Here is a 26,002-nt window from a genome sequence, read left to right on the forward strand (position 1 = left end):
GCTGAACGCTGAACGCTGAACGCTGAACGCTGAACGCTGAACGCTGAACGCTGAACGCTGAACGCTGAACGCTGAACGCTGAACGCTGAACGCTGAACGACAAAAGGCGCCCACAGGGCGCCTTTCGCATTTCCGGCTCAGGCGACGCGAGCATCCGGGTTCGTGAGTCGCGCCGCGAATCATGCGAGGCGCGGCGGCGCATCACATACGACGCGCGGCCGCCCCCGTTCGCTCAGATTTCTTCGTAGAGCGGCAGCGTCAGGAACTCGGTGAAGTTCTCCGACGTCGACATCTGCTCGAAGATCACCGCGGCGCGATCGTAAGGCGCCGTGTCGCCGCCGACCACTTGCTTCACGTTCTCGAGCTCGGCCTTCGCGTACTCGCGCACGAGCTCGGCCGTAACCTTGCGGCCGTCGTCGAGCACGCCCTTCGGCGAGCGAATCCACTGCCAGACTTGCGAGCGCGAAATCTCGGCGGTCGCCGCGTCTTCCATCAGGTTGTGGATCGGCACGCAGCCGTTGCCCGCGAGCCACGAGCCGAGGTAGTGAATGCCGACGTTGACGTTGTTGCGCAGGCCCGCTTCGGTGATCGGCGCTTCCGGCTGGAAGTCGAGCAGGTTCTTGCCTTCGATCTGCACGTCGTCGCGCTGCTTGCCGATCTGGTTCGGCTTGTCGCCGAGCACCTTGACGAACTCTTCCATCGCGAGCGACACGAGGCCCGGGTGCGCGACCCAGCCGCCGTCGTAGCCGTCGGTCGCGTCGCGCTGCTTGTCAGCGCGCACGCCGCCCATCGCCTTGTCGTTCGCTTCCGGATCGTTCTTGATCGGGATCAGCGCGCTCATCCCGCCGATCGCCGGCGCGTTGCGCTTGTGGCAGGTCTTCAGCAGCAGCAGCGCGTAGGCGCGCATGAACGGCACCGTCATCGTGATCTTCGCGCGGTCGGCGAGGCAGAAATCGCGGTCGTTCTTGAACTTCTTGATCGCGGAGAAGATGTAGTCCCAGCGGCCGGCGTTCAGGCCCGAGCTGTGCTCGCGCAGTTCGTACAGGATCTCGTCCATCTCGAACGCGGCGAGGATCGTCTCGATCAGCACGGTCGCGCGGATCGTGCCGCGCGGGATGCCGACCTGTTCCTGCGCGGCGACGAAGATGTCGTTCCAGAGACGCGCCTCGAGATGGCTTTCCATCTTCGGCAGATAGAAATACGGGCCCGAGCCGCGCGCGATGAGTTCCTTCGCGTTGTGGAACAGGAACAGGGCGAAATCGAAGATGCCGCCCGACACGCGCTCGCCGTCGACCGTCACGTGCTTCTCGTCGAGGTGCCAGCCGCGCGGACGCACGATCAGCGTCGCGATCTTGTCGTTGAGCTTGTACGACTTGCCGTTCTGCTCGAGCGAGATCGTGCGGCGCACCGCGTCCTTCAGGTTGATCTGGCCGTCGATCTGGTTCGTCCAGCTCGGCGCGTTCGAATCCTCGAAGTCCGTCATGTACGAATCCGCGCCCGAGTTCAGCGCGTTGATGATCATCTTGCGCTCGACGGGGCCCGTGATCTCGACGCGGCGGCACTGCAAGTCCGCCGGCAGCGGCGCGACCTTCCAGTCGCCTTCGCGGATCGCTTGCGTCTCGGCGAGGAAGTCGGGGCGCTCGCCGGCGTCGAGGCGCTTCGTGCGTTCGACGCGCGCGGCCAGCAGCTCGCGGCGGCGCGGCGCGAACTGGCGGTGCAGCTTCGCGACGAGCTCGAGCGCGTCGGGCGCGAGAATCGCTTCGTAACCGGGCTTGATCTCGCCCGTGATCGCCATGCCTTGCGGCAGCTTCAGCGTCGTGGTCATCGGTTTTCTCCTTGGTCGGTCAGTTACGCAGTGGTGCAATTGCATGAAATGGGGCCGCGCGACGCGTCAGGCGGCGGGCGTCGGGCGCGCGCGGCCGGCCGTTTTCGCGGCGGCGGGCGGCGCATCCAGAAAGGCGAGCAGGTCGGCCATGCCGGCGCCCGTGCCCGCGGGCGGCGAGTCGAGTTCCTCGAACGGCGCGCCCGTGCGGTTCAGCCAGAATGTCCGGTAGCCGAACCAGCCGGCGCCCGCGACGTCCCAGCCGTTCGACGACACGAACGCGATGTCGGCGGGCGCCGCGTCGAACGCCGTCGCGCCGAGTGCGTACGCGGCGGGCGACGGCTTGTACGCGCGCGCCGTGTCGACCGACAACACGCGGTCGAACAGGCCGATCATCCCGGCGCTCTTGATCGCGATGTCGAGCATCTGCGGATTGCCGTTCGACAGGATCGCGAGCTTCGGCGGCGTCTTGCGCGCACGCAGCGCGCGCAGCGTCGGCACCGTGTCGGGATACGTCGACAGGCACGCATATTCGTCCATCAGCCGCTTCTCGGCGGCCGCAGGCAGCGCGAGGCCGAGCGCGCGCGCGGCGAAGCGCAGCGCGTCGAGCGTCAGGTCCCAGAACGGCCGGTAGCGCGCGCCCGCCGGATCGGCGAGCGTGCGCAACTGCGAGTATTCGATCTGCTTGCGCCGCCAGAGCTGCGACAGCGGCTCGCCGCGCCCCGGAAACATCTGTTCCGCCGCGGCGACGACCGCGTGCACGTCGAACAGCGTGCCGTACGCGTCGAAGAGGATCGCCTTCGGGAAGGCGGGCGGGATGCCGGGCATGACGTTGCGCTCCACGATCAGAGGTCGAAATCGATTCTATTAGTGATGGCTTGAACTAAAAAAGACAGTAATCATCACTTGATCTTTTACTTTTCGATATCTAATCTGGAGCGATTTCATGTTCAACGGAGCGGACGGCTCGCGCCGCCCGCGCACGGGATGGATCGCTTCAAACAGATCGAAACGTTCGCCGCGGTCGCCGCGAAGGGCAGCCTGTCGGCGGCCGCGCACGCTGAAGGGGTCGCGCCCGCGATCATCGGCCGCCGGCTCGACGCGCTCGAGGAGCGGCTCGGCGTGAAGCTGCTCGTACGCACGACGCGCAAGCTCACGTTGACGTTCGAAGGCTCCGCGTTCCTCGAGGATTGCCAGCGGATCATCAACGACATGCAGAACGCCGAGGCGAGCGTGTCCGCGGGCGGCGTGAAGGCGAGCGGGCACCTGCGCGTGTCGGCGCCCGCGGGCTTCGGCCGGCGGCACGTCGCGCCGCTCGTGCCGGCGTTCACCGATGCGCATCCGGACGTATCGGTCACGCTCGATCTGTCCGACCGAATGGTCGACCTCGTCAACGAGGGCTTCGATTGCGCGGTACGCCTGGGCGAGCTGCCCGATTCGTCGCTCGTGTCGCTCAAGCTCGGCGAGAACCGCCGCGTGTGCGTCGCGTCGCCCGCGTATCTCGCGCGCGCGGGCATGCCGGCGACGCTCGCCGATCTCGCGCGCCACCGCTGCCTCGCGCTCGCGGCGAACGCGAACCAGCAGCGCGGCTGGACGTTCGTCGACGAAGGCAAGATCGTGTCGATCCGCGTGTCGGGCCCGATGGAGTGCTCGGACGGCGCGGTGCTGCACGAATGGTGCCTCGACGGGCACGGCCTCGCGTGGCGCTCGTGGTGGGAGGTCGGCGCCGACATCGCGGCGGGCCGGCTGGTGAGGGTGCTCGACGCGTTCGCCGCGCCGCCGATCGGCATTCACGCGGTGTTCCCGCAGCGCCGGCATCTGCCGCTCAGGGTCCGGCTCTTTCTCGATTTCCTGAAGCACACGTACGAGCGGCCCGGCTACTGGGGGTGACGCCGGTGCGGCGGCGCGGGCCTTCGCCGCGCGCGCGGGGCGTTCGCGCACCACTTCGGCATGCGCTGCGCACGCACAATTCGCGCCCGGCTGCGCGCGTTTCCGATATGAGGGCGAACCCTCTAGCGCGTGCGGCGGCGCGATTTCGCGCACTACAATCGAATCACGCAGCGTCCGCACGGGCCGCCCGGCATCGGCCGGCCGTCGCGGGTACGCCCGCGCCCGGACGCGCCGCAGTTGCCGACGGAGCTCGCCATGTTCAAGCACATCCTGGTTCCGACCGACGGGTCCGATCTGTCGAAGAAAGCGATCGACGGCGCGATCGATCTCGCGCAGGCGGTCGGCGCGCGGGTGACGGCCTACGCGTGCCTGCCGCAGTATCCGTACTCGCCGTTTTCCGAAGTCGTGATCGAACCGCCCGCCGATTTCCGCGAGCGTAGCGAGCGCGAGGCGCGCGCGCATCTGGCCGACGTCGAGGCCGCCGCGCGGCGCGCGGGCGTCGCGTGCGAATCGGCGACGAGCGTGCATCCGTCGCCGTATCTCGGCATCATCGAAGCCGCCGAGCGGGGCGGCTGCGACGTGATTTTCATGGCGTCGCACGGCAGGCGCGGGCTCGGCAGCCTGCTGATCGGCAGCGAGACGCAGCGCGTGCTGACCCATACGAAGATTCCCGTGATCGTCTATCGATAGCGTGTCGCGCGTAGCCCGACGAACGGCCGCGACGCGCCAGCCGAGAAAAAAATACGCGCGCCGGGCAGGGACCGGCGCGCTTCAATGTCGGCGACGTCGCGAGACGCCGCGCACCCTCGGGCAGGCATGGCGCAACCATGCGCGCGGCGGGTGAGTTCTCCCTGATATGGTCTTGGTCTTGCCGGATGCGCGCCGCGGCGGCTCGTGGCCGCGCGCGGCGCACCTGCGCCCGTCGGAGCTCAGGCGACTTTCTGGCCGTCGAAGAACTGTTCGTCTTCCGTCGAGCCATGCAGCGCGGTCGTCGACGCTTCGCGCTCGACCGTCTGCGTCACTGCGTCGAAGTAGCCGGTGCCCACTTCGCGCTGGTGCTTGACCGCGGTGAAGCCCTTGTCGGCCGCCGCGAACTCGGCTTGCTGCAGTTCGACGAACGCGCTCATCTGCGTGCGGGCATAGCCGTGCGCGAGGTTGAACATCGAGTAGTTCAGCGCGTGGAAGCCGGCGAGCGTGATGAACTGGAACTTGTAGCCCATCGCGCCGAGCTCCTTCTGGAACTTCGCGATCGTCGCGTCGTCGAGGTTCTTCTTCCAGTTGAACGACGGCGAGCAGTTGTACGACAGCATCTTGCCCGGGAACTGCTTGTGAATCGCTTCCGCGAACTTCTTCGCGTACTCGAGATCCGGCTTGCCCGTTTCGCACCAGATCAGATCGGCGTACGGCGCGTACGCGAGACCGCGCGAGATCGCCTGCTCGAGGCCCGGCTTCGTGCGGAAGAAGCCTTCGACCGTGCGTTCGCCCGTCAGGAACGGCTTGTCGTTGTCGTCGACGTCGGACGTGATGAGGTCGGCCGCTTCGGCGTCGGTGCGGGCAACCAGCACGGTCGGCGTGCCCATCACGTCGGCCGCGAGACGTGCCGCCGACAGCTTCGCGACCGCTTCGCGGGTCGGCACGAGCACCTTGCCGCCCATGTGGCCGCACTTCTTCACCGAGGCGAGCTGGTCTTCGAAGTGAACGCCCGACGCGCCCGCCTCGATCATCGCCTTCATCAGTTCGAACGCGTTCAGCACGCCGCCGAAGCCGGCTTCCGCGTCAGCGACGATCGGCGCGAAGAAGTCGACGTAGCCTTCGTCGCCCGGGTTCTTGCCTTCCGACCACTGGATCTGGTCGGCGCGCGTGAGCGTATTGTTGATGCGCTTGACGACGAGCGGCACCGAGTTCGCCGGATACAGCGATTGGTCCGGGTACATTTCGCCCGCGACGTTCGCGTCGCCCGCGACTTGCCAGCCCGACAGGTAGATCGCCTTGAGGCCGGCCTTCACCTGCTGCATCGCCTGGTTGCCCGTCAGCGCGCCGAGCGCGTTGACGAACGGTTCGTTGTTGATGAGGGTCCAGAGCTTTTCCGCGCCGCGCTTCGCGAGCGTGTGCTCCTGCTGGATCGAGCCGCGCAGGCGCACGACGTCTTCAGCCGTGAATGCGCGCTTGATGCCCTTCCAGCGCGGATCGGTTTCCCATTGCTTTTGCAGTTCCTGAGCCTGTTGTTGACGCGACATGATGCGTGCTCCTTGAGTGGTCGTTGCCTGAAGAGAAGAAATCGGCGATTCGCGAAACGAGCGGTGCGGTGCGGTTCGAATTCGGCGCTTCGGTTCGTGAAGTCTTGTATAAGAGTCTAGGCAAATCGACTGCGTCGAAACAGGGGCTTTTTCACGAAGCTGTAAAAAATTTATTCTATAAAAATCAGTTGCTTATTTGTTTAATTTCTTATTGCGGAATGCGGTTTCCCATGCTGCAATGGCTTCGGTTGTGCCACGCAACATGATTTTTTACGACGCAAAAGTTTTTTTCGTATCGTGAAATCTCGGGCGCAAACAAAAACCGGCGCGAATGCGCCGGTTTTCGAGGGGGAGGGGCGCGGACACGTTCGCGTCGCGAACGCGCCCGCAGGCAGCCGCTTACGCCGCCGAATTGCCGCGCCGCGGGCCGCCGCGCTGGCCGTCGCCGCGGCGTGCGCCGTAGCCGTCGCGATTGCCGCCCGGCTTGCCGCTCCAGCCGCCGGAGCCCGAGCGGCCGTTGCCTTGGCCCGGCTTGCCGCCGAACCGGCGGCCGCCGGTTCCGCCCGGACGGCCGCGGCCGTTACCGCGGTCGTTGCGCGCCGGCGGCGCCTTGCGCGGCTCGAAGCCTTCGATCACGTTCACCGGCAGCGGCGCGCGCACGAAGCGCTCGATGCGCTTCAACGCGCCTTGCTCGGCGTGATGCACGAGGCTCACCGCGATGCCCGAGCGGCCCGCGCGGCCCGTGCGGCCGATCCGGTGCACGTAGTCCTCGGCGAACTTCGGCAGGTCGTAGTTGAACACGTGCGTGATGCCGGGAATGTCGATCCCGCGCGCGGCGACGTCGGTCGCCACGAGCACGCGCACGCGGCGCTCGCGCAGCGCGCGGATCGTGCGGTTGCGCGCGCCCTGCGGCAGATCGCCGTGCAGCGCGGCCGACTGGAAGCCGGCGTCGGCGAGGCGGCCGGCCAGCTGGTCGGCGTCGATCTTCGTCGCGGTGAAGATGATCGCCTGGTCGAGCGCGACGTCGCGCAGCAGGTGGTCGAGCAGGCGATCCTTGTGATCGCGGTCGTCGACGTAGTGCACGGTCTGCGCGATGTTCGAGCTCGATTCGATCTTCTGCGTGATCTCGATACGTTCCGGGTCCTTCAGCAGGCGGTTCGTGAGCGAGCCGATCTTGCCGTCGAGCGTCGCCGAGAACAGCATCGTCTGGCGCGACTCGGGCGTTGCGGCGACGATCGTGTCGATGTCGTCGATGAAGCCCATGTCGAGCATGCGGTCGGCCTCGTCGAGCACGAGCATCTTCAGTTCGGACAAATCGATGCGGCCGCGCTCGAGGTGGTCGAGGAGGCGCCCCGGCGTCGCGACGAGGATCTCGGGGTTCTTCGCGAGCAGCATCAGTTGCTGGCCGTACGCGACGCCGCCGAGGATGCTGACCGTGCGCAGACGGCGCAGGTGCTTGCCGTACGTCGACGCGGCCGTGGTCACCTGCATCGCGAGCTCGCGCGTCGGCGTGAGGACCAGCAGGCCGGGGCGCGCGACGGGCTGCGGGCGGCGGCTGCGGCGCTCGCCCGGCTGCCCTTCGCGCGGCGCGCGCGGCTGCTGCGCCTGCGTCTTTTGCAACTGCGCGAAGCGCTCGATCGCGGGCAGCATGAACGCCGCGGTCTTGCCCGAGCCAGTCGGGCTCGACACGAGGAGGTCGCGGCCTGCGATGCCGGCCGGAATCGCGCGCTGCTGCACGGGCGTCGGCTTCACGTAGCCGGCCGCCTGCAGCGCGGAGACGATTTCCGGCGACAGGCCGAGCGACGCGAACGTCGGTTCGTCCGAAGCCGCCTCGCTGCGGTCGCCGTCGGCCGTCTGCGGCGCGGCGGCGGGAAGGCTGAGCGCCTGATCGGCGATCGCGTTGAGCGGGCTGAGGGGGTTGCTCGAAGTCATGTCAATCCTTGAAACACAGTGGGTCGAACGCCGCGCCAATCGCGCATACCCAAGTCGACGGATTCATCGAGCAAATCGGGAAACGTGGCGATTGTCCGCATGTCGTGGACGTGCGGACAACAATTTCGTTAGAAGCTGTTTTTGGGTGCGGCGCGTATCGGATACGCATGCCGCCAGCCTGAGACTTGACAGCCCGCAAGGGGCTACGCAGGAAGGGACAGGTTCTAAACTGGATTGGAGCGAAACGCTATGGAACGCTGGCGATGAGGGCTGCTGGCATCGGGCTGGCAAAGCCGCTCGTCGCGACGCGCAGTGCGCATTGTACAGTGATTTGCTGCGCTGCGCCACCGTCGATTGCGCCCGGGGCGGGCGCGGCGGGCAGCGCCGATGACGGTTTGCGCGGCCGGCGCGAACCGGCCGCGCGGCGTGCGCGCTCAGGACGCGGTGCCGTTCTTCAGCGACTCGACGAGTTCGATGTACTGCTTCTTGGCATCGTCCTGCGCCGTGCCCTTCAGCGCTTCCCACGCGTCGTACTTGTACTTGCCGACGATGTCGGTGAAGCCCGGCTTGTCGCCGTGCGCGTCGCCGTCGGTCGCCTGCTTGAAGAGCGCGTAGAGGCGCAGCAGCGTCAGGTTGCCGGGACGCTCGGTCAGCTGCTTCACGTCGATCTGCGCTTGCTCGAATTGGGCGGTGATGTCGCTCATGGGTGTCTCCGTAAGGTTTCCAGGCTGGCTTTTCCAAGCCGACGATCTTAGCAAGCGAGGGCGGGCGGCGGGTCGAGCGTTCCTTCCAAACCGATTCGCGCACGGCAAGCGCGTGCGAATCGGACGGGATCGCCCGTGCGGGCGGGGCGCCGCATTACAATGTCGGCCATGACGCAAACAGTGCTCCTCGCCATCGACACGTCGACCGAGTTTTGCTCGGTCGCGCTCCTCGTCGCGGCCGGCCAGACCGCCGATGCCGCTTCCATCCGAACCTGGGTTCGCCACGAGCGCACGGGCGCCGTGTCGAGCACGCGCGTGCTGCCCGCCGTGCGCGAAGTGCTCGACGAAGCGGGTCTCGCGTTCGCCGATTGCAACGCGATCGCGTTCGGCGCGGGACCCGGCTCGTTCACCGGGCTGCGCACCGCCACCGGCGTCGCGCAGGGGCTCGCGTTCGGCCGCGCGCTGCCCGTCGTGCCGGTCGGCACGCTCGTCGCGTGCGCGCAGGCCGCGCGCCTGAACGCAGGCGACGCCGCGGGCCGCGTGACGCGCGTGCTCGCCGCGCTCGACGCGCGAATGGACGAAGTCTATTGGGCCGATTACGCGTGGGACGACGCGGCGGGCGATTGGCGCGAAGTCGCGCCGGCGACGCTCGCGGCGCCCGCCGACGTGCGCGTGCCCGACGCGCCGTTCGTGCTCGCCGGCAACGCGGCGCAGGCGTTCGGCGATCGTCTGCCCGCCTGCGCGCGCGCGCAGGCGATCGATCCGGATGCGCTGCCGCACGCGCTGCCGATCGCGCACGTCGCGCTGCGCGCGTACCGCGCGGGACGTGTCGTGCCCGCCGATCGCGCGGCGCCCGAGTACGTGCGCGACAAGGTCGCGCAGACCACCGCCGAGCGGCTCGCGGCGCGCGCGGACGGAGGCGGCCGATGAGCGGCGTGCTGATGACCGACCGCTATCTATCGCCGATGACGGATGCGGATCTCGACGAAGTCGTCGAGATCGAGCGCGCCGCGTACGAATTTCCGTGGTCGCGCGGCAACTTCGAGGATTCGCTGCGCAACGGCTATTTCGGCGTCTGCATGCGGCACGTGACGGGCGCGCTCGTCGGCTATTGCGTGCTGATGCCCGTCGTCGACGAAATGCATCTGCTGAATCTGTGCGTCGCGCCCGCCGCGCAGCGCTCGGGCGCCGGCCTCGCGCTGCTGCGCGAGGCGGTGCGGATCGCGTGCGCCGAGCGGCTCGACGGCGTGCTGCTGGAAGTGCGGCCGTCGAATCCGCGCGCGATTCATCTGTATGAGCGCTTCGGTTTCGTGTCGGTCGGGCGGCGCAGGAACTACTATCCGGCGAAGCACCGGAGCCGGGAGGACGCGATTGTGATGCGTCTTGCATTGACGAAGGAGGGAGGCGCGCATGGCGTTGGCTGAAGCGGCGCTCGAAGAGCTGGGGCTCGCGCCCGCGTGGGTGCGGCGCGGGATCGCGCGCGCCGAGGGCGCGCAGCAGGATGTGGCGGGCGCGGCGCGGGAAACCGCTGGCGCGGCGGCCGCGGAGGGAGCGCGGGCCGTGTCGCCGGATGCGGCGCGCGAGCCCGCGCGTCGCATCGCGCGCGTCAGCGCGACGGAAGGCGAAGGTGTGCGCGGCGGAGCGGAATCGGCGGCGGTGGCGGCGAACGAGGCGGCGCATGCGACGGAGCGTGCCGAAGACGCCGAGTCGATCGAGCCCGCTGCGATTGCGCACGGCCGTGCAACGCATGCGCCGCGAGCAGCCGATGTGCGCGCGCAAGCGCGGCGGACGGCGGCCGAATCCGGCATGCCGGCGGCGAATGCGCCGTCCGGGACGCGCGCGCGGGACGTGCAAGGCGAGCAAGGCTCGACGATCGCGAGCGCGGCGCCGTCGGCCGAGCCGCCCGTCGCGGGCGGCGAGCGTCGCGTGGCGAAGAGCGACGGCGCCGCGGATGCCGCGGCATTCGCGCGCGCCGCAGGCGCATCGCGCGACGCGGCAGATCCGGCGCGCGCGTCGACCGCGCCGGCCGCACGAACCGGTGACGACGTCGACGCAGCCGGACCCGACGACGACATGTCGTGGTTCGATCTCGAGCCGGTGCTCGAGCCCGCGCTGCCGGACGCCGTCGCCGCCGCTGCCGGGCCCGCCGTCGCGGCGACGTCGGTCGCCGAGCTCGGCTGGGACGCGCTGCGCGCGCGGGTCGCCGACTGCCAGCGCTGCCGCCTCTGCGAGAAGCGCACGAACACGGTGTTCGGCGTCGGCGACGAGAGCGCCGACTGGATGCTCGTCGGCGAAGCGCCCGGCGAGAACGAGGACAAGCAGGGCGAGCCGTTCGTCGGCCAGGCGGGCAAGCTGCTCGACAACATGCTGCGCGCGCTCGAGCTCAAGCGCGGCGAGAACGTCTACATCGCGAACGTGATCAAGTGCCGCCCGCCCGGCAACCGCAATCCGGAGCCGGACGAGGTCGCGCGCTGCGAGCCGTATCTTCAGCGGCAGGTCGCGCTCGTGAAGCCGAGGCTGATCGTCGCGCTCGGCCGCTTCGCCGCGCAGACGCTTCTCAAGACCGACGCGAGCATCGCCTCGATGCGCGGGCGCGTGCACCAGTACGAAGGCGTGCCCGTGATCGTCACGTACCATCCGGCGTATCTGCTGCGCAGCCTGCAGGACAAGGCGAAGGCCTGGTCCGATCTGTGTCTCGCGCACGATACCTACCGGAACGCCGCGCCCGCCGCCGATCCGCAATGAACGCCGCGGCGTCGCCCGTGCCGCTCGGCGCGCTGCGCGACGCCGCCGTGCGCGACCTCGCGTGGCTGCTGTCGAGCGCGAGTCTGCTCGCGCCGTCGGCGGGCGCGCCGCTTGCCCGGCCGTGGGCGAGCGTCGCGGATGCGGCGCAGACGGCCGCGTGGCTCGTCGCGCTCGACGCGCAGCCCGCGCCGCTGCACGACACGCTCGCGCACGCGCGGCCCGTTCGTCTCGGCCGCTATGCCGAATGCCTGCTCGGCTTTTTTGTCGAGCATGCGCCTTCGCTCGTTCTCGTCGCCGCGAATCTGCCGCTGCGCCGCAACGGCCGCACGCTCGGCGAGTGCGACTTCCTGATCGAAACCGCGCGTGGCGAGCGCCTGCACTGGGAGCTCGCGGTCAAGTGCTATCTGTGCGTCGCGGAGGCGGGCGCCGCGTCGCTCGCCGAGTTCGTCGGACCGAATCTCGCCGACCGCTTCGATCTGAAACGCGCGCGGCTCGTCGATCATCAATTGCGGCTGACGGCGCGCGACGAGTTCGCGTCGCTCGGCTACGCGGGGCCGTGGCTCGCGCAGATGCTCGTGAAAGGGTGGCTCTTCTATCGCGCAGGCGGCGGGCACGACGGCGGCGCGATCGTCGATCCGCCTGAGGTCGACGCCGACCATCCGCGCGGGTTCTGGGTCACGCGCGACGCGTGGCCGGCGTTCGCCGATGCGCAGCGGCAGGGTGCCGCGTGGATGGCGCTGCCGCGTCTCGCGTGGCTTGCGCCGCGCACGATCGACGATGCGGCGGCGAGGCGAGGGCCCGGCGCGCTCGTTTCGGCCGATGCGGTTTTCGCCGAGGTTGCCGGGCAGCCGGGGCCGTCGCTCGTCGCTGCGCTCACGCGCGGCGACGACGGGACGTGGCACGAAACTGCGCGCGGCTTCATCGTGCCCGACGATTGGCCGCAGCGGGCGGCGGCGTTTGCCGCGAGTTGACGCGCGGCGCGGCTTTTCGCCGGCTCACCACCACCGATGGAAATGATGCACGGGCCCGACGCCGTGCCCGACGTCGAGTCGCCCGCTCGCGCCGATCGCGCCCGTCAGATAGACCTTCGCGTCGGCGATTGCGTCCGCGAGCGTCGGGCGTTGCGGCAGCAGCGCGGCGATCGCCGCCGACAGCGTGCACCCCGTGCCGTGCGTGTTCGCGACCGGCAGCCGCTCGCCGGCGAAGCGTTGCGCGCCGCCCGCGTGAATCAGCCAATCCGGGCTTTCGTGCAAGGCGCCGAGGTGGCCGCCCTTCATCAGCACCGCCTTCGCGCCGCGCGCGACGAGCGCCTCGCCCTGGCGCACCATCTCGTCCTCGGTCGTCGCGGCCGCGACGCCGAGCAGCTCGGCCGCCTCCGGCAGGTTCGGCGTGACGAGGCCGGCGAGCGGCAGCAATTCGTCGCGCAGCGCGGCGACCGCGTCGGGCGCGAGCAGCGCGTGCGAACTCTTCGAGATCATCACCGTGTCGAGCACGACGTGGCGCGGCGCGTAGCGCGCGAGCGCCGCGGCGACCGCGCGCACGATCGACGCGTTCGCGAGCATGCCGATCTTCACCGCGTCGATGCGGATGTCGTCGAACACGGCGTCGAGCTGCGCGGCGACGAAGCTCGCGTCGGGCGCATGCACGCCCGTCACGCCGCGCGTGTTCTGCGCGGTGAGCGCGGTGATCACGCTCGCGCCGTACGCGCCGAGCGCGGAGAACGTCTTCAGATCGGCCTGGATGCCTGCGCCGCCGCCGGAGTCGGAGCCGGCGATCGTGAGCGCGTTGGGAATCGGTCGGGTCATGAGCGGGAGGCGTCGATGAAAAACGCGGGCGGATGGCGGGGGCGGCGCGACGAGGGCGCGGCGGCGCCGCGCCTCAGTGTTTCGATTCGCCGATGAGGGCGACCGAATCGAAGCGGCGCTGGTTCGCGAGGTGCAGCCGCATCACGAGCCACATCGTCAGGCACACGAACGTGCCGAACAGCACGATCACGATGCCGACCGGCACGTCGAGCCACACGAGCGCCGCGTACAAGCAGAGCATCACGAGCACGGACAGGTTCTCGTTGAAGTTCTGCACCGCGATCGAATGGCCGGCCGACAGCAGCACGTGGCCGCGATGCTGAAGCAGCGCGTTCATCGGGACGACGAAGAATCCCGACAGCGCGCCGACGAACATCAGGAACACGTATGCGACGAGCAGATAGACGGGCAAGTGCATGCGCCCGATGGCCAGCGCCCAGTGCGCGGGGAACAGGTCGCGCGTGTAGAACGCCATCAGCATCACCGCGATGCCCATCACGATGCCGACGGGCAGCACGGTCAGCGACTTGCGCAGCGGAATCCGGCTCGCCGCGATCATCGCGCCCGCCGCGACGCCGAGCGCGACGACCGCCTGCAGGATCGCGCCTTCGGACAGCGACATGCCGAGCGATACCTCCGCCCACTTGAGGACGATGAACTGCAGCGTCGCGCCCGCGCCCCAGAACAGCGTCGTGACGGCGAGCGAGATCTGGCCGAGCTTGTCGTGCCAGAGCGTCATGAAACAATCGGCGAAATCGGTGACGAGCTTGAGCGGGCCGTGCTGCTGCTTCGGATAGCGTGCGCCCGTGTCGGGAATGCGCAGGTTGAAGAGCGCCGCCGTCACGTAGATCGCCATGATGACGAGCATCGCCGCCTCGGCGGGCGTGTTGATCGAAGGGGGCGTGTGCGCGATCACGTGCGACGCGATCTTCGGGCTGATGAGCGCGCCGCCCAGCACCGTGCCGAGGATGATCGAGCCGACCGTCGTGCCCTCGATCCAGCCGTTCGCGGCGACGAGCCGCTCGGGCGGCAGGAGCTCGGTCAGAATGCCGTACTTCGCGGGCGAATAGGCGGCCGCGCCGAAGCCGACGATCCCGTATGCGACGAGCGGATGCGCGCCGAACAGCATGATGAGGCAGCCGACGACCTTGATCGAATTGGTGATGAACATCACGTGCCCTTTCGGGCGCGAGTCGGCGAACGCGCCGACGAAGGCGGCGAGCACCACGTACGACAGGACGAAGAACAGCTTCAGGAGCGGTATCATCCAGTTCGGCGCGTGGAGGTCTTTCAGCAGAGCGATTGCGGCGATGAGAAGAGCGCTGTCGGCCAACGACGAGAAAAACTGCGCGGCCATGATGGAGTAAAAACCTTTTTTCATCTGAAGCGATGCTTTCCTCGCGGCGGCTCGGCCGCGCGGGCCGTGCAATCGGACTTATTCCGTTCGAAATGGGTTGTGCGCACGGCTTTATATCACGAAAATACGTCAATTCGGACTTGCCAGATTCCCCGATCGTTCCGCGCATTCCCGGCGTCGCGCCCAAAAGGCGCGATAAGCTGATGATTCGCAAGCGTCTTTACTGATATTTCCTATGCCGCGCCCGATTTCCGCCACGATCCACACCGCCGCTTTGGCGAACAATCTCACTGTCGTGCGTCGCCACGCCGCCAAGTCGAAGGTCTGGGCGATCGTCAAGGCGAACGCGTACGGGCACGGCCTCGCGCGGGTCTTTCCCGGGCTGCGCGGCACCGACGGCTTCGGCCTTCTCGATCTCGACGAGGCCGTGAAGCTGCGCGAGCTCGGCTGGGCGGGCCCGATCCTGTTGCTCGAGGGCTTCTTCCGATCGACCGACATCGACGTGATCGACCGCTACAGCCTGACGACCGCGGTGCACAACGACGAGCAGATGCGCATGCTCGAGACGGCGCGGCTGTCGAAGCCCGTCAACGTGCAGCTGAAGATGAACAGCGGGATGAACCGCCTCGGCTACACGCCGGAGAAGTTCCGCGCCGCGTGGGAGCGCGCCCGCGCGTGCCCCGGCATCGGCCAGATCACGTTAATGACCCATTTTTCCGACGCCGACGGCGCACGCGGCGTCGCCGACCAGGTGGCTACGTTCGAGCGCGGCGCGGAAGGCATCGCCGGCACGCGCAGCCTCGCGAACTCGGCCGCCGTGCTCTGGCACCCGTCGACGCACTTCGACTGGGTGCGGCCCGGCATCATGCTGTACGGCGCGTCGCCGTCCGGGCGCTCGGCGGACCTCGCCGACAAGGGCCTGAAGCCGACGATGACGCTCGCGTCCGAGCTGATCGCCGTGCAGACGCTCGCGAAAGGGCAAACGGTCGGCTACGGCTCCGTGTTCGCCGCCGAGGGCACGCTGCGGATCGGCGTCGTCGCGTGCGGCTATGCGGACGGCTATCCGCGGATCGCGCCGGAGGGCACGCCCGTCGTCGTCGACGGCGTGCGCACGCGGATCGTCGGCCGCGTGTCGATGGATATGCTGACCGTCGATCTCACCCCGGTGCCGCAGGCGGGCGTCGGCTCGCGCGTCGAGCTCTGGGGCGAGACGCTGCCGATCGACGACGTCGCCGCGCAATGCGGGACGGTCGGCTACGAGCTGATGTGCGCGGTCGCGCCGCGCGTGCCGGTGCGTGCCGAATAAGGGCGGCGCGCGCATGGCCAAGCAGAAAACGGTATTCGTCTGCACCGAGTGCGGCGGGCAGGCGCCGAAGTGGCAGGGGCAATGCCCGTCGTGCCACGCGTGGAACACGCTCGTCGAATCGGTCGAGAGCTCGCCGTCCGCGCACCGTTTCCAGTCGCTCGCGAAACAGGCGCCGGTGCAGCGGCTCGCGGACATCGAGGCGGCCGACGTGCCGCGCTTCTCGACCGGGATCGGCGAATTCGACCGGGTGCTGGGCGGCGGGCTTGTCGCGGGCGGCGTCGTGCTGATCGGCGGCGATCCGGGGATCGGCAAGTCGACGCTGCTGCTGCAGTCGCTCGCGCAGATCGCGAGCGAGCGGCCGGCGCTCTATATCAGCGGCGAGGAATCGGGCGCGCAGATCGCGCTGCGCGCGCAGCGGCTCGCGCTTCTCGACGGCGGCGCGAGCGCGGCCGATCTGAAGCTGCTCGCCGAGATCCAGCTCGAGAAGATTCAGGCGACGATCGACGCCGAGCGGCCCGACGTGGCCGTTATCGATTCGATTCAGACGATCTATTCGGAGGCGCTCACGTCCGCGCCCGGCTCGGTCGCGCAGGTGCGCGAATGCGCGGCGCAATTGACGCGCATCGCGAAACAATCGGGCACCGCGATCATCATGGTCGGGCACGTGACGAAGGAGGGCAACCTCGCGGGCCCGCGCGTGCTCGAGCACATCGTCGACACCGTGCTGTACTTCGAGGGCGACACGCATTCGTCGTTCCGGCTCGTGCGCGCGTTCAAGAACCGCTTCGGCGCGGTCAACGAGCTCGGCGTGTTCGCGATGACCGAGCGCGGGCTGCGCGGCGTCGCGAATCCGTCGGCGCTGTTCCTGTCGCAGCACACGGAGGTCGTGCCGGGCTCGTGCGTGCTCGTCACGCAAGAGGGCACGCGGCCGCTCCTCGTCGAGGTGCAGGCGCTCGTCGACACCGCGAACGTGCCCAATCCGCGCCGGCTCGCGGTCGGCCTCGAGCAGAACCGGCTCGCGATGCTGCTCGCCGTGCTGCACCGGCATGCGGGCATCGGGTGTTTCGACCAGGACGTGTTCCTCAACGCGGTCGGCGGCGTCAAGATCACCGAGCCGGCCGCCGATCTCGCGGTGCTGCTCGCGATTCATTCGTCGATGCGTAACAAACCGTTGCCAAAGGGTCTGATCGTATTCGGCGAAGTGGGGCTCGCGGGCGAGATCCGGCCGTCGCCGCGCGGGCAGGAACGCCTGCGCGAGGCAGCGAAGCTCGGCTTCACGACCGCGCTGATTCCGAAGGCGAACGCGCCGAAACAGCCGATCGACGGGCTTCGCGTGCATGCGGTCGAGCGCATCGAGCAGGCGATCGATCAGATCCGCGTGCTCGAATGAGCGCGGCGATCGGCTCGCGCTTCGCTCGCGCGTTGCGGCGCCGCGCCTTTCGCGAGCCGATCAGGGGCGTAAAACCATGTAACGTTTTGGTACGCTGATGTAACCCTTTTGCAGCCTGTTTTTTTCTATGCTTGCCCGGGTTGTCTGCCGCATGACGCGGAAAAGGGAAGCGTGTTGAAACGATCTCATCAAACCAGTGCGCAAAAGCGCACGTACAACGTGCGGGGTTGCCGCGTGTCCGAGCCGATCGGCGCGCCGTGGGGCGGCGGTTGCCGGATCGTCGAATGGATCGGCGGGGACGGGCGGATCGCCCGCCGTGTCGCCGCCGTCAACGTGACCGAGGCGGAAGTCTACGCGATGATCCGCCGGCCGCTCGAAGGCCGCCGCCATCTGATGGGCGACGACGAGCAGATGCCGCGCGACACGCTGCCGCGGCGCTGATTTCAGAATGCGGGGCGGCGGCGCGATCCGATATCGGCGCGCCGCCGCTCGCGTTACCCGATCTTCTCGAGTTCGTCATGCGCGCCGAGCCAGTCGGCTTCGAGCGCGTCGAGGCGACCGTTGACGTCGCCGAGCTTGCGGATCGCGTCGGTGAGACGCGTTTTCCGATCGGCCTCGTAGCTCGCCGGATCGGCGACGAACGCGTCGAGCGCCGACTTCTCGGCCTGCAACTGCTCCATTTCCTTTTCGATCTTCGCGATGCGCGTTTGCAGCGGCCTCTTCAAGTGCGAAAGCCGCTGGCGCGCTTCGGCTTCCTGCCGTTTCTGATCCCTGCGGTTTGCCGCGGATGCGCCGCCGTTGCCGTCGCTCGCCGGGCCGGATTCGCCCTTCGCCGCCGCGCGCTGGTCCGCCGCGTGCTGCAGCAGCCAGTCGCGGTAATCGTCGAGATCGCCGTCGAACGGCTGAAGCCGGTGCTTCGCGACGAGCATGAACTGGTCGGTCGTTGCGCGCAGCAGGTGGCGGTCGTGCGACACGAGGATCAGCGTGCCTTCGAATTGCGCGAGCGCCATCGTGAGCGCGTGGCGCGTCTCGAGATCGAGGTGGTTCGTCGGCTCGTCGAGGAGCAGCAGGTTCGGCTTTTGCCAGATGATGAGCGCGAGCGCGAGCCGGGCTTTCTCGCCGCCCGAGAACGGCTCGATCGGAGCGGTCGCCATGTCGCCCGAGAAATTGAAGCCGCCGAGGAAATCGCGCAGTTCCTGCTCGCGCGAGTCGGGCGCGAGACGCGCGAGATGCGCGAGCGCGGAATCGTCCGGGCGCAGCGTCTCGAGCTGATGCTGCGCGAAATAGCCGATCGTGAGGCCCTTGCCGGTGCGCACGTCGCCCGACAGCGGCGCGAGCGTGCCCGCGAGCGTCTTGATGAGCGTCGACTTGCCCTGGCCGTTCGCGCCGAGCAGGCCGATCCGCTGGCCGTTCTGGATCGACAGCGCGACGCGCTCGACGATCGGAATCTCGCCGTCGTCGTCCGCGCGATAGCCGCAGCGCACGCCTTCCATCACGAGCATCGGGTTCGGCGCGGAGTCGGGCGTGCGGAACTCGAACGTGAACGGCGACGCGACGTGCGCGGGCGCGATCAGCTCCATCTTCTCGAGCGCCTTCATCCGGCTTTGCGCCTGCTTGGCTTTCGTCGCCTTCGCCTTGAAGCGGTTGATGAAGCTCTGCAGGTGTTCGATCGTCTTCTGCTGCTTCTCGTAGGCGCTTTGCTGCAAGTCGAGCTGCTGCGCGCGCAGCACTTCGAATTGTGAATAATTGCCGCCGTAGCGCTTCACCTGGCGATTCTCCAGATGCAGCGTCACGTTGCAGACTGAATCGAGGAACTCGCGGTCGTGCGAGATGACGACGAGCGTGCCCGGATAGCGATGCAGCCAGTCCTCGAGCCAGACGATCGCGTCGAGATCCAGGTGGTTCGTCGGTTCGTCGAGGAGCAGCAGATCCGAGCGGCACATCAGCGCCTGCGCGAGATTGAGGCGCATCCGCCAGCCGCCCGAGAAGCTCGCGACGGGCTCGCGCGTTTGCGCGAGCGTGAAGCCCAGCCCGAGCAGCAGCGCTTGCGCGCGCGCGGGCGCGGTGTAGCCGTCGGCGTCGGCAAACGCCGCGTGCGCGTCGGCTTCGGCCGCGCCGTCATGCGCGGCGGACGCCTGCGCGATGCGCGCCTCGATCGCGCGCAGCGCGGCGTCGCCGTCGAGCGTGTAGTCGAGCGCGCTGCGATCGACGGCGGGCGTTTCCTGCGATACGTGCGCGATGCGCCACGACGGCGGCATCGCGAAGTCGCCCGCATCCGCGTGCAGCTCGTCGCGCAGCACCGCGAAGAGCGTCGATTTGCCGGCGCCGTTCGCGCCGACGAGGCCCGCCTTCTCGCCGGGATTCAGCGTGAACGAGGTCGCGTCGAAGAGCGGCTTCGTGCCGCGGGCGAGGCTGAACTGATTGAAACGGATCACGGCGAAAAATACTGGGGGAAAAGCGCTATTCTAGACTGCGCGCCGCGCAGGGGGGATCGTCCGGACGGCAGAGTGTGCGCACGGCGCCGAATTCGCCTAGACTTTCGCGGACGGCACAGCCATATCAAAACAGGGAGGAACGAGCCAATGTCGGAACTTTATTCATTCAGCGCGCAGGCGCTTTCGGGCGGAGACGTGTCGCTCGAGCAATACCGGGGCAAGGTGCTCCTCATCGTCAACACGGCGAGCGAATGTGGATTCACGCCGCAGTACGCGGGGCTGCAGCAGCTGTACGACCGCTTTCGCGAGCGCGGGCTTGTCGTGCTCGGCTTTCCGTGCAACCAGTTCGGCAAGCAGGAGCCGGGCGACGCGTCGCAGATCGGCGCGTTTTGCGAGAAGAATTTCGGCGTCACGTTCCCGATGTTCGCGAAAATCGACGTGAATGGCGCGAGCGCGCATCCGCTGTACCGCTACCTGACCGAGGAAGCGCCCGGCATTCTGGGCCTGAAGGCGATCAAGTGGAATTTCACGAAGTTTCTCGTGAATCGCGAAGGCGAAATCGTGAAGCGTTATGCGCCGTCGACGAAGCCCGACGATATCGCCGAGGACGTCGAGAAGCAGCTCTGAGCGAAGCGGTATTGCGGCGCGTGCCCGAATCGGGCGCGCGCGGCCGATCCGGCGGGCGATTCCGGACCGGCTGCGCTCTTCGGGCGGCGGCGTGAGATGCGCGGCGTTCGGGCGGCGCGCGGGACACGCGTATTTTCCGTTGCCGCGTCGGGCGCACCGTGCAACGTCCCGTCACGCTGCGTTCGATCGTGTCGTATTCGTCCGCCGCGATGTAGCGGAGCGGGGCAACGTTCCTGCGACGAAACATACGTTTGACCGTTGCGGATCGAACGGCCGCAGGTGCGGCGCGACGCAGGCGCATTGCCGCCGACGCACTGACGTATGCCACCGGCGCACGCATGCCGGCGGATACGAACGAACCGCCGTACACGCGCCGACACCCATTCGTCGCGCGCCGAACGGCTAGGCCAGCACTTCCTTCCATTCCTGAAGCGTCCAGCCGCTCACGACGCCGCCCGTCACGAAGGGATCGCCGCTCACGAATTCCTCGGCGGCGTCGCGGCTCGTGAAGATGCCGAGCGCGCCTTGCGCGGGATCGGCGAACGGCCCGGCCATCAGCAGCACGCCGCGCGCGTGGAATTCGCGTAGCCGCGCGACGTGCGCGGGGCCGAGCTCGGCGGCTTTCGCGAGGCCGTCCGGCGCCGTCTGATAGAACATCACGCATTTCATCGGCAAGTCTCCGTCTTCGTTCGAACGGATGCGCTTCGATGCCTTCGGCACCTTCGGCGCCCACGGCGCGCGGCGTTCGCGTGCGCGCCTTGCCTTGCCGCGCCGCGCGCCCTGCGCCCAGTCAGAGGATCGGCGCGAACAGCCGAGCGACATGCATCGCGACGCGCCGCCACGCGGGCGAGCGCCGATACTCGCTCAGATCCACTTCGAACGCGTTGCCGAAGTCGCGCTCGAGCATCGTTTCGACTTCGGCCGCAAAGCCTTCGTCGACCGTCAGCACCATGATCTCGAAATTCAGCCGGAATGACCGGTTGTCGAGGTTCGCGCTGCCGACGGCCGCCGCCGCGCGGTCGATCAGCACGACCTTCTGATGCAGGAAGCCGGGCCGGTAGCGGAAGATCCGCACGCCCGCGTCGACGAGATCGCGCGCATAGAGCTTCGACGCCTCGAACACGACATAGTGATCGCGCCGGCTCGGGATCAGCACCCGCACGTCGACGCCGCGCATCACCGCGAGCTTGAGCGCCGAGATCACCGCCTCGTCGGGCACGAGGTAGGGCGTCGTGATCCACACGCGCTCGCGCGCCGCGTTGATCGCCTCCGCGAAGAAGAGCGAGCCCGTCTCCTGCTTGTCGGCGGGGCCCATCGGCACGACGAGGCAGTGCATGTCGGCGTCGGCGACGGGCGCGGGCGGCGGCGCCTGCGGCGGCAGCGACTGCGTCGCCCAGTGCCAGTCCTCGGCGAACACATACTGGATGTTCGCGACCGCGGGGCCGCGCACTTCGATGTGCGTGTCGCGCCACGGCGACAGGCGCGGATTGCCGCCGAGATATTCGACGCCGACGTTGTGCCCGCCGACGAACGCGCGCTCGCCGTCGACGACGACGATCTTCCGATGATTGCGGAAGTTGAGCTGAAAGCGGTTGACGAACTGCTTGTTGGTTGCGAAAGGATGCACCTCGACGCCGCCCTCGCGCAGCGCGTGCACGTAGCTCGACGGCAGATCGAAGCTGCCGATGCTGTCGTACAGCAGATAGCAGCGCACGCCCGCCTGCGCGCGCGCGATCAGCGTATCGCGCAGCATCGCGCCGAGCGCGTCGTCGCGAACGATGAAAAACTGGACGATCACGTAGCTGCGCGCGGCGTCGATCGCCGCGAGGATCGCGGAGAACGTCGCGTCGCCGTTGACGAGCGTGCGCACTGCGTTGCCGGCGAGGAACGGCATGCCGACGAGGCGCGTGAGCGCGCGCACGCGCGCGAGGCCGAGCGCGTCCTTCGGCGCGCCGAGCGTCGAGCCCTCGGCGCTCCACGGCGCCGGATGCGCGCGTGTGCGCAGCGCCTCGGTCTCGTGGCGGCGCGCGTCGACATAGCCGGAGAACTTGCTGCGGCCGAGGAACAGATACGGGATCAGCGTCAGATACGGCATCGCGGTCAACGACACCGCCCATGCGATCGCGCCTTGCGACGTGCGCGTGTTCAGGATCGCATGGCAGGCCGCGATCACGCCGAGCACGTGCGCGAGGCCGATGAAGGTGCCGAGATGAAGCCAGTCGAGGGTCATGAGCGCGTTGGATTCCTGAGGAAGGCCACGCGGCGCGCCGCGACCGGCTGCCGCTTACGCGCATCTTACCGAAGCGTGCGCGGCAACGGCCATTCCCTTGCGAGCCGGGGCACGGCCGGCTGCCAGGGAGGGCGCGAGATCAGCCGGCGACGGCGGGCAGGGCGCTCGCGTGGATCAGGAACACGCAGTCGTCGCCCGCGCTCGTCGGCAGCCAGACGAGATCGAGGCCGCCGAACGCCGCCTCGACGTTCTCGCGCTCGTTGCCGATCTCGACGACGAGCACGCCGTCGTCCTTCAGCCAGCGGCGCGCTTCGCCGATGATGCGGCGCACGATGTCCATTCCGTCCGCGCCGCCCGCGAGCGCCATTTCCGGCTCGTGCCGGTACTCGGCGGGCAGCTCGGACATCGACGCCGCGTTCACGTACGGCGGATTCGTGATGATCGCGTCGTAGCGCTGCTCGGGATCGATCCATTTGAACTGCGGCAGCGGCGCGTAGAGATCGCCGTGGTAGAGCGTGATCCGCTCGTCGAGCCCGTAGTCGCCGCGATTGATCTTCGCCACTTCGAGCGCGTCGGCCGACAGGTCGACCGCGTCGACGCTCGCGTTCGGAAACGCGAGCGCGGCGAGGATCGCGAGGCAGCCGGAGCCCGTGCACAGCTCGAGCACCGAGCCGACGAACTCGGGGTCCTCGATGTACGGCTGCAGGCCGTCGTCGAGCAGCTCGCCGATGAACGAGCGCGGCACGATCGTGCGCTCGTCGACGTAGAAGCGATGGCCGTGCATCCACGCTTCGCGCGTGAGGTATGCGGCAGGCACGCGCTCGGCCGCGCGGCGCTCGATCACGGCGAGCACCGCGTCGATCTCGTCGGGCGCGAGGCGCGCGTCGAAGAACGGCTCGAGCGTGTCGAGCGGCAGGTGCAGCGTGTGCAGCACGAGATAGACGGCTTCGTCGTATGCGTTGTCCGAGCCGTGGCCGAACGCGAGCTTCGCCTTCGAAAAGCGCGACACCGCGTAGCGCACGAGGTCGCGGACGGTCCGGAACGGGGAGGGGGAGGTCGTCATCGGGCGCCCTTCGTCAAGCGATCAGTTGTTCGAGCACGCGGCGGTACACGTTCTTCAGCGGATCGACGAAGCGCACTTCGATGTGCTCGTCGATCTTGTGGATGCTCGCGTTCGGCGGCCCGAATTCGATCACCTGCGGGCAGATGCGAGCGATGAAGCGGCCGTCCGACGTGCCGCCCGTCGTCGACAGCTCGGGCGAGATGCCGGTCTCCGCGCGGATCGCCGCATCGAGCGCGTCCGACAGCTCGCCGCGCGGCGTGAGGAACGGCAGGCCGCTCACGGACCAGTTCAGCGCATAGTCGAGCTGGTGCTTGTCGAGGATCGCGTGCACGCGCGCCTGCAAGCCTTCGACGGTGCTCGCCGTCGAGAAGCGGAAGTTGAACAGCAGATCCGCGTGGCCCGGGATCACGTTCGTCGCGCCGGTGCCCGCGCGCAGGTTCGACACCTGCCAGGTGGTCGGCGGGAAATACTCGTTGCCTTCGTCCCATTGCTCGGCCGCGAGCTCGGCGAGCGCCGGCGCGAGCAGGTGGATCGGATTCTTCGCGAGATGCGGATACGCGATGTGGCCTTGCACGCCCTTGACGACGAGCTCGCCCGACATCGAGCCGCGCCGGCCGTTCTTCACGGCGTCGCCGAGCGTTGCCGTCGACGTCGGCTCGCCGACGATGCAGTAATCGAGCCGCTCGCCGCGCGCCTGGAGCGCTTCGACGACCTTCACGGTGCCGTCCGTCGCCGGGCCTTCCTCGTCGCTCGTGATCAGGAAGCCGATCGAGCCGCGATGCTGCGGATGCGCGGCGACGAACTCCTCCGCCGCGACGACGAAGCCCGCCAGCGAGGTCTTCATGTCGGCCGCGCCGCGGCCGTACAGCTTGCCGTCGCGATGCGTCGGCACGAAGGGCGGCGAGCTCCACTGCTCGAGCGGGCCGGTCGGCACGACGTCGGTATGGCCCGCGAACGCGAGCAGCTTGCCTTCGCGGCCGGCCGCGCCGCGCTTGACGGCCCAGAAATTCGTCACGCCGTGCGACGCGATCGTTTCGCACTCGAAGCCGAGCGCGGCGAGGCGCTCGATCATCAGATGCTGGCAATGTTGATCGTCGGGCGTGACGGACGCGCGCGCGATCAGTTGTTCGGTGAGGGCAAGGGTGGCGGACATGATTCGGACCACTTTCGATAAAAAATGCCGGCGCGCAGGCCGGCAGCATGTTGGGGGCGGCGGCGCGCGCGGCTCAGGCGAACAGCTCCGCGTATTCGTCGGCCGAGAAACCGAGCGCCTTCACGCGGCCGTCGACGACGACGACGGGCCGCTTGATCACGGAAGGCTTGTCGATCATCAGCGCGATCGCGCCCGCTTCCGATTCGGCCGCGGCCTTCTGCTCGTCGGTGAGCGCGCGCCACGTCGTGCCGCGCCGGTTGACGAGCGCATCGAGCGGCACGTCCTTCAGCCAGCGCTCGACGAGCGGCGCGCTCACGCCCGCTTTCTTGAAATCGTGGAACGCGAACGCGACGCCGCGCGATTCGAGCCACGTGCGGGCCTTCTTCACGGTATCGCAGTTCGGGATTCCGTAGACGACGGTGCCGGCGGTGCCAGCGGTGCCGTTTGCGCCCGCCATCAGTCGCCTCGCAGCAGTTCGTTCAGGCCGACCTTCGCGCGCGTCTTCGCATCGACCTTCTTCACGATCACCGCGCAGTAGAGGCTGTGCGTGCCGTCCTTCGACGGCAGGTTGCCCGCGACGACGACCGAGCCGGCCGGAATGCGGCCGTACGTCACTTCGCCCGTTTCGCGGTCGTAGATCTTCGTGCTTTGGCCGAGGTACACGCCCATCGAGATCACCGAATTCTCCTCGACGATCACGCCTTCGACGACTTCCGAGCGCGCGCCGATGAAGCAGTTGTCCTCGATGATGACGGGGTTCGCCTGCAGCGGCTCGAGCACGCCGCCGATGCCGACGCCGCCCGACAGGTGCACGTTCTTGCCGATCTGCGCGCACGAGCCGACCGTCGCCCACGTGTCGACCATCGTGCCTTCGTCGACGTACGCGCCGATGTTCGTGTACGACGGCATCAGCACGACGTTCTTCGCGATGAACGAGCCGCGGCGCGCGATCGCCGGCGGCACGACGCGGAAGCCGCCCGCGGCGAAGTCTTCGGCCGTGTAGTTCGCGAACTTCGACGGCACCTTGTCGTAGAACTGCGTGTAGATGGCACCTGCGCCGCCCGCCGGCATCGGCGCGTTGTCCTCGAGGCGGAACGACAGCAGCACGGCCTTCTTCAGCCACTGGTGCACGGTCCATTCGCCGTCGATCTTCTCGGCGACGCGCAGCGCGCCGCGGTCGAGCTGCTCGATCGCGTGCGCGACGGCTTCGCGGATCTCCGCGGACGCGGCCTTCGGCGAGAGCTCGGCGCGGTTTTCCCAGGCGTTATCGATGATTTGCTGAAGTTGTTGCGACATGTTCGTGGCT

General features: G+C 68.4%; 24 protein-coding genes. 10 read left to right on the forward strand and 14 right to left on the reverse strand.

Features of this window, described 5'->3' with window-relative positions; all coding sequences use genetic code 11:
- Positions 1 to 232: 232 nt before the first annotated feature.
- Together aceB and X946_RS06340 are read right to left on the reverse strand one after the other, a co-directional pair.
- Complete coding sequence (aceB, locus tag X946_RS06335) at positions 233 to 1,825, reverse strand: malate synthase A (RefSeq protein WP_038744942.1); 1,593 nt, start codon at positions 1,823 to 1,825, stop codon at positions 233 to 235.
- A 66-nt stretch (positions 1,826 to 1,891) separates the two neighbouring features.
- The gene (locus X946_RS06340; protein ID WP_186448582.1) at positions 1,892 to 2,671 is read right to left on the reverse strand and encodes a haloacid dehalogenase type II; all 780 of its coding nucleotides are present in this window, start codon (positions 2,669 to 2,671) and stop codon (positions 1,892 to 1,894) included.
- Positions 2,672 to 2,809: 138 nt separating this feature from the next.
- Between X946_RS06340 and X946_RS06345 the strand changes: the two genes are divergently transcribed.
- The gene (locus X946_RS06345; protein WP_038744943.1) at positions 2,810 to 3,712 is read left to right on the forward strand and encodes a LysR family transcriptional regulator; all 903 of its coding nucleotides are present in this window, start codon (positions 2,810 to 2,812) and stop codon (positions 3,710 to 3,712) included.
- A gap of 255 nt (positions 3,713 to 3,967) precedes the next feature.
- The gene (locus X946_RS06350) at positions 3,968 to 4,402 is read left to right on the forward strand and encodes a universal stress protein (RefSeq protein WP_038745109.1); all 435 of its coding nucleotides are present in this window, start codon (positions 3,968 to 3,970) and stop codon (positions 4,400 to 4,402) included.
- Positions 4,403 to 4,641: 239 nt separating this feature from the next.
- Here X946_RS06350 and aceA read toward each other — a convergent pair whose 3' ends face one another.
- The 3 genes from aceA to X946_RS06365 all read right to left on the reverse strand — a co-directional run bounded on the left by aceA (position 4,642) and on the right by X946_RS06365 (position 8,585).
- Positions 4,642 to 5,949, reverse strand: a complete 1,308-nt coding sequence (gene aceA / locus X946_RS06355; protein ID WP_038744944.1) for an isocitrate lyase — start codon at positions 5,947 to 5,949, stop codon at positions 4,642 to 4,644.
- 399 nt (positions 5,950 to 6,348) lie between these two features.
- A complete protein-coding gene (locus X946_RS06360) occupies positions 6,349 to 7,881 on the reverse strand; it encodes a DEAD/DEAH box helicase (RefSeq protein ID WP_038744945.1) in 1,533 nt (510 codons plus the stop codon).
- A gap of 434 nt (positions 7,882 to 8,315) precedes the next feature.
- Positions 8,316 to 8,585 carry an acyl-CoA-binding protein gene (locus X946_RS06365; protein WP_038744946.1) on the reverse strand — a complete coding sequence of 90 codons (270 nt, stop codon included), beginning with the start codon at positions 8,583 to 8,585 and terminating at the stop codon, positions 8,316 to 8,318.
- A 168-nt stretch (positions 8,586 to 8,753) separates the two neighbouring features.
- Between X946_RS06365 and tsaB the strand changes: the two genes are divergently transcribed.
- From tsaB to X946_RS06385, 4 genes are read left to right on the forward strand one after another with little or no spacing between them, the layout of a single operon-like run.
- Positions 8,754 to 9,515, forward strand: coding sequence for a tRNA (adenosine(37)-N6)-threonylcarbamoyltransferase complex dimerization subunit type 1 TsaB (tsaB, locus tag X946_RS06370; RefSeq protein WP_226383108.1), 762 nt, complete (start codon positions 8,754 to 8,756; stop codon positions 9,513 to 9,515).
- On the forward strand, positions 9,512 to 10,009 hold the full coding sequence (gene rimI / locus X946_RS06375; protein WP_038744948.1) for a ribosomal protein S18-alanine N-acetyltransferase: 498 nt from the start codon (positions 9,512 to 9,514) through the stop codon (positions 10,007 to 10,009). Before tsaB ends, rimI begins: the two co-directional genes overlap by 4 nt.
- The gene (locus tag X946_RS33345) at positions 9,996 to 11,330 is read left to right on the forward strand and encodes a uracil-DNA glycosylase family protein (protein WP_038744949.1); all 1,335 of its coding nucleotides are present in this window, start codon (positions 9,996 to 9,998) and stop codon (positions 11,328 to 11,330) included. Before rimI ends, X946_RS33345 begins: the two co-directional genes overlap by 14 nt.
- Entirely contained in the window at positions 11,327 to 12,301 is a 975-nt protein-coding gene (locus X946_RS06385; protein ID WP_038744950.1) for a DUF1853 family protein, read from the forward strand. The genes X946_RS33345 and X946_RS06385 overlap by 4 nt, the downstream gene beginning before the upstream one ends.
- A 24-nt stretch (positions 12,302 to 12,325) precedes the next feature.
- Here X946_RS06385 and thiD read toward each other — a convergent pair whose 3' ends face one another.
- Both thiD and lplT read right to left on the reverse strand, forming a co-directional pair.
- A complete protein-coding gene (gene thiD / locus X946_RS06390; protein WP_038744951.1) occupies positions 12,326 to 13,135 on the reverse strand; it encodes a bifunctional hydroxymethylpyrimidine kinase/phosphomethylpyrimidine kinase in 810 nt (269 codons plus the stop codon).
- A 73-nt stretch (positions 13,136 to 13,208) separates the two neighbouring features.
- Positions 13,209 to 14,516: a lysophospholipid transporter LplT gene (gene lplT / locus X946_RS06395; protein ID WP_038744952.1), complete on the reverse strand. Its 1,308-nt coding sequence runs from the start codon at positions 14,514 to 14,516 to the stop codon at positions 13,209 to 13,211.
- 211 nt (positions 14,517 to 14,727) lie between these two features.
- On the opposite strand from lplT, the gene alr reads away from it, so the two are divergent.
- The 3 genes from alr to X946_RS06410 all read left to right on the forward strand — a co-directional run bounded on the left by alr (position 14,728) and on the right by X946_RS06410 (position 17,629).
- The gene (alr, locus tag X946_RS06400) at positions 14,728 to 15,798 is read left to right on the forward strand and encodes an alanine racemase (RefSeq protein WP_038744953.1); all 1,071 of its coding nucleotides are present in this window, start codon (positions 14,728 to 14,730) and stop codon (positions 15,796 to 15,798) included.
- Positions 15,799 to 15,811: 13 nt separating this feature from the next.
- Positions 15,812 to 17,188, forward strand: coding sequence for a DNA repair protein RadA (radA, locus tag X946_RS06405; protein WP_038744954.1), 1,377 nt, complete (start codon positions 15,812 to 15,814; stop codon positions 17,186 to 17,188).
- A gap of 174 nt (positions 17,189 to 17,362) precedes the next feature.
- Complete coding sequence (locus X946_RS06410) at positions 17,363 to 17,629, forward strand: DUF2866 domain-containing protein (RefSeq protein ID WP_038744955.1); 267 nt, start codon at positions 17,363 to 17,365, stop codon at positions 17,627 to 17,629.
- Between the two features lie 53 nt (positions 17,630 to 17,682).
- On the opposite strand, the gene X946_RS06415 is transcribed toward X946_RS06410, so the two are convergent.
- Positions 17,683 to 19,623 carry an ATP-binding cassette domain-containing protein gene (locus X946_RS06415; protein WP_038744956.1) on the reverse strand — a complete coding sequence of 647 codons (1,941 nt, stop codon included), beginning with the start codon at positions 19,621 to 19,623 and terminating at the stop codon, positions 17,683 to 17,685.
- Between the two features lie 147 nt (positions 19,624 to 19,770).
- Between X946_RS06415 and X946_RS06420 the strand changes: the two genes are divergently transcribed.
- Entirely contained in the window at positions 19,771 to 20,250 is a 480-nt protein-coding gene (locus tag X946_RS06420) for a glutathione peroxidase (RefSeq protein ID WP_038744957.1), read from the forward strand.
- Between the two features lie 402 nt (positions 20,251 to 20,652).
- On the opposite strand, the gene X946_RS06425 is transcribed toward X946_RS06420, so the two are convergent.
- The 6 genes from X946_RS06425 to dapD all read right to left on the reverse strand — a co-directional run bounded on the left by X946_RS06425 (position 20,653) and on the right by dapD (position 25,992).
- Positions 20,653 to 20,919 (reverse strand): YciI family protein, encoded by a 267-nt coding sequence (locus X946_RS06425; RefSeq protein ID WP_038745110.1) that lies wholly within the window; start codon positions 20,917 to 20,919, stop codon positions 20,653 to 20,655.
- A gap of 121 nt (positions 20,920 to 21,040) precedes the next feature.
- Positions 21,041 to 22,480, reverse strand: coding sequence for a cardiolipin synthase (gene cls, locus X946_RS06430; RefSeq protein ID WP_038744958.1), 1,440 nt, complete (start codon positions 22,478 to 22,480; stop codon positions 21,041 to 21,043).
- Positions 22,481 to 22,619: 139 nt separating this feature from the next.
- Positions 22,620 to 23,543, reverse strand: a complete 924-nt coding sequence (gene prmB, locus X946_RS06435) for a 50S ribosomal protein L3 N(5)-glutamine methyltransferase (RefSeq protein ID WP_038744960.1) — start codon at positions 23,541 to 23,543, stop codon at positions 22,620 to 22,622.
- Positions 23,544 to 23,556: 13 nt separating this feature from the next.
- On the reverse strand, positions 23,557 to 24,696 hold the full coding sequence (dapE, locus tag X946_RS06440; protein WP_038744961.1) for a succinyl-diaminopimelate desuccinylase: 1,140 nt from the start codon (positions 24,694 to 24,696) through the stop codon (positions 23,557 to 23,559).
- Positions 24,697 to 24,769: 73 nt separating this feature from the next.
- On the reverse strand, positions 24,770 to 25,153 hold the full coding sequence (locus X946_RS06445; RefSeq protein ID WP_052145022.1) for an ArsC family reductase: 384 nt from the start codon (positions 25,151 to 25,153) through the stop codon (positions 24,770 to 24,772).
- Positions 25,153 to 25,992 (reverse strand): 2,3,4,5-tetrahydropyridine-2,6-dicarboxylate N-succinyltransferase, encoded by an 840-nt coding sequence (gene dapD / locus X946_RS06450; RefSeq protein WP_038744963.1) that lies wholly within the window; start codon positions 25,990 to 25,992, stop codon positions 25,153 to 25,155. Before dapD ends, X946_RS06445 begins: the two co-directional genes overlap by 1 nt.
- Positions 25,993 to 26,002 lie beyond the last annotated feature (10 nt).

The organism is Burkholderia sp. ABCPW 111, assembly GCF_000773065.1.
In the GTDB taxonomy this organism is placed as follows: domain Bacteria; phylum Pseudomonadota; class Gammaproteobacteria; order Burkholderiales; family Burkholderiaceae; genus Burkholderia; species Burkholderia savannae.